This is a genomic window from bacterium (assembly GCA_012517375.1).
Lineage (GTDB): Bacteria > Hydrothermota > Tepidihabitantia > B3-TA06 > B3-TA06 > JAAYVC01.
On sequence record JAAYVC010000122.1, the window covers coordinates 1 to 3,093 of the forward strand.

At 41.6% G+C, this 3,093-nt stretch carries 3 protein-coding genes; all 3 read right to left on the bottom strand.

All coding sequences use genetic code 11. The features are described 5' to 3' along the window. On the bottom strand, positions 1-1,740 hold a 1,740-nt coding region (locus GX441_12690), incomplete at its 3' end, for a formylglycine-generating enzyme family protein (protein ID NLI99495.1). 69 nt (positions 1,741-1,809) lie between these two features. Beyond that, the gene (locus GX441_12695) at positions 1,810-2,334 is read right to left on the bottom strand and encodes a hypothetical protein (GenBank protein NLI99496.1); all 525 of its coding nucleotides are present in this window, start codon (positions 2,332-2,334) and stop codon (positions 1,810-1,812) included. A gap of 18 nt (positions 2,335-2,352) precedes the next feature. Further along, positions 2,353-2,910 (bottom strand): hypothetical protein, encoded by a 558-nt coding sequence (locus GX441_12700; GenBank protein ID NLI99497.1) that lies wholly within the window; start codon positions 2,908-2,910, stop codon positions 2,353-2,355. Positions 2,911-3,093 lie beyond the last annotated feature (183 nt).

A 3,093-nucleotide genomic window follows, 5' to 3' on the forward strand; every position in this document is an offset into this window, starting at 1 on the left:
CGCAGGATCGTACGGCTCGTACCAGTCCGCAACCCACTCGAAAACGTTGCCGACCATGTCGTAGCAGTCGTAGTGGTTCTTGCCCTTCTCGAAGGAGCCTACAGGAGCCGTAAACTCGTATCCGTCGAGCTTGCCGGTATCTGCCCAGTTGCAGTAATCATCATGCCAGTCATTGCCCCAGGGATATAGGGTAGTACCGTTATTTGACGCCGCAAACTCCCATTCAGCCTCGGTCGGGAGCCGCTTGCCTGCCCACTTTGCGTATGCTCGAGCTCCGTACCAGCTGACCTGGGTTACGGGAAAATTTTCCCTGTCTTTCCGGACAATGAACTTTCCGTCCTCAAGTAGAATGTCTGAATATGCGGTTTCATCCAGCCAGTATGTCCCGCCTTCCTTCTGGTTGCCCTTTGTATTGAGAAATTCGCAGAACTGCTTGTTGGTAACCTCATAGCGGTCGAGAAAGAAAGTCGAAACATGAACATTCCTAACTGGCCTAGTAGACATATCCGAACTGTCTCCCATGAGGAAAGATTGATCTGCAATGATAAGATTCATTCCGCGAGGAGGAATAGGAATAGGCCAGTATTTGGTTATGTTTTCACGTAATTCCTGACTGGAAATAAGCAGTTCCTCGTTAATATTTATACCGCTAAGTCTTGAAAGGGTTTTTATCGCATTCTTTGAATTTTTATTTTTTTTAATATTAAATTCCGAAAGAAACTGGTCAATTATCTCAGGGTTTCCGGATTTATCAATCACCCTTGCCCAAAAGTAAGGTGCAAGGTTGTAGCCATCCCAACCAACATAGGTATTTCCCCTTCCGAAATTAGATGTATCTTCGTTCATAGACCAGCTTCGCAAATCGTAAAGCTTATCCGTTTCACTGAACAATAAACCTGAAGCCAATTGAAGAAAATGAAATGGGTACGATTTCTTGCATTCCTCAAGTGCAACGTAGTTAGCAATGCCATCACCTATCCAACGATTTGCAGGGTCGTTATAAATATGATAATAAGTATAGAGCGAGATTTCTGCCCATTCATGCGGAAACACTTTGAACATTTCTTGTTTATTGAAGGACTCAGATTGTTTTAGCGCCAATCCAAAGCCGCCTATGCAGAGACCTGGTTCCAGACCGTTCGATAGAATGACTTTCAAGGGGATCAATTTCATTCCGGTTCTTTCTTTTATTATTTTTCTTTCTTCTCTTAAAACAACCATTAAACTTTCCGCCTCTCCTTTATGCTCTTCTGGATACACTACTCTAATCCCGGTGTCATTTAATTCGGGCCAACCCTCGCCGGTAAGAAATGTAATTGTATCTTTTCGTTGAAACGCAAGAAAAAGAGTTAATTCGTTAATGAAAACCAGAGAAAGAGCTTCTATACGACTTGATGAATTGAGATGATACTTCATCTGGCTGTTGAGTTCGTCTTTGGAAATCGAGAAAAAAACCTCGCCATTATTGTCAGATATTAGTGTTGAGTTCCTAAAGCTTGTCGCTAATGAACAAGGTATTCCCGATACAGCTTCACCTAAGGTGTCGTAAAGGCTAATCACTAACGGAATACTATCAGAGTGCAAAGGTAGTTGTGTTACAAAGTTAATTACGCTATCGATTGGGAAAAGTGTTTGCTCAGGCGATATAAAAGCATGAGCAGGTTGCACAATATCTGCAAACACAAAGTTTGTGGCAAATACGGCAGGAATTATGCCTTTTATGATACTCTTCTTAATCATAATTTTCATTTCAAGTTCCTGGTTTTTTAAGCCGAGGGGATTATCTGCCCCTCGGCTTTATCATCAGTTTCAGATGGTTGATTGAGTAATGTTAGAACATTTAGAGAAATGGATTTTTATTCCATCCGGGGTTTTGAGACTATCACAACCAGCAAAATGAACCGTTAATCCCTGAACCTGGTAATCTTTAGGGTTATTACTCATCAACGCATCTGAGATGTCAGCAAAGTCGTTATCTGAGACAACCATATAGTTTTCTTCGCCGTAAACGTCTTCAAGGTTTTCAAAAATAGACTTGACTAGCATTTTGGCTTTGAGGTTTGAAATATTCTCTGAAGCCGCATTAAGACTTGATGCAGTAGAAACGCAATTTGACCACGCGCAAGCATCTCTGTATGAATAAAGCTGATCGCACAGATTAAGAAAGGTAGACTTTCCCTGCATTGTTGCGAATAGGATATTATCTGCATTTACGTTTTGTACTACCAAATCCATCAAAACTGTTTTGGTTGGATTGTCATAGCATATGTCATCGGCTGTAAGAACTGCCAATGGCAGTATAAGCGCTAAAAATGTAATGCCTATCTTTTTCATTGGGTTCTCCTTATTTAATTAGTCTTTGTCAGGGAAAGGTACCCAGCGTATTCTTGTACACTGCACAATAGTGATGGAACCACCATCACCAAAGGGTACAGTTATTTCCTTGAGGAACATATGGACTTCTATTCCCCAGGCACAAACAATTGCATCAGGGTTTCCTGTTGCAAGCGCGTCCTGAAATGTTTGGGCATCAGCATTATCAAGAAGCATGAATTCATCGTCAGTATATATGGTTTCTAAGCATTCGCAAAGAGATCCAACTAATGCCCTCGTGTTTGCACCCTGGATGTTAGTTGTCAAACCATTAAGTTGTGCAGCCTGCGTAACAACATTCGCCCAGTTCGACGCATTAATACTCTGGTGGACTTGCTGAATCAAATTTTGGAAATCGAGCTTCTGTTGGTATGTATTAAAAGTAACATTGCCAGCATTTATTGCATCGTTTACCCAGTCTATTAGCACTACCTTAGTTGTATTCTTATGAGCTGTGTATTCAGGTGGCGACTGTGAAAACACTGTTACGGGTATTGCCGCCATTATTATTGCCGCTATTGTTATTATTCTCTTCACGTTTTCCTCCATCATTCAGGAGCTGCACAAAGTGCAGTTAGTGAGTTTTTTGCAGGGCGTCCCTCTTGCCCTTGCACCTTCCTGCTCATTGCTCGCTTCTCAGGGACTTGAGGCGCATTGCCAGAATCATAATCAGATTTCTTTTATGTGTCAAGAGGATTAATATCTAATCCAGTTTTTACG

Coding starts and splice junctions, on each gene's coding strand:
- GX441_12695 (NLI99496.1), bottom strand. CDS start 2,334: ATGAAAAAGATAGGCATTACATTTTTAGCGCTTATACTGCCATTGGCA.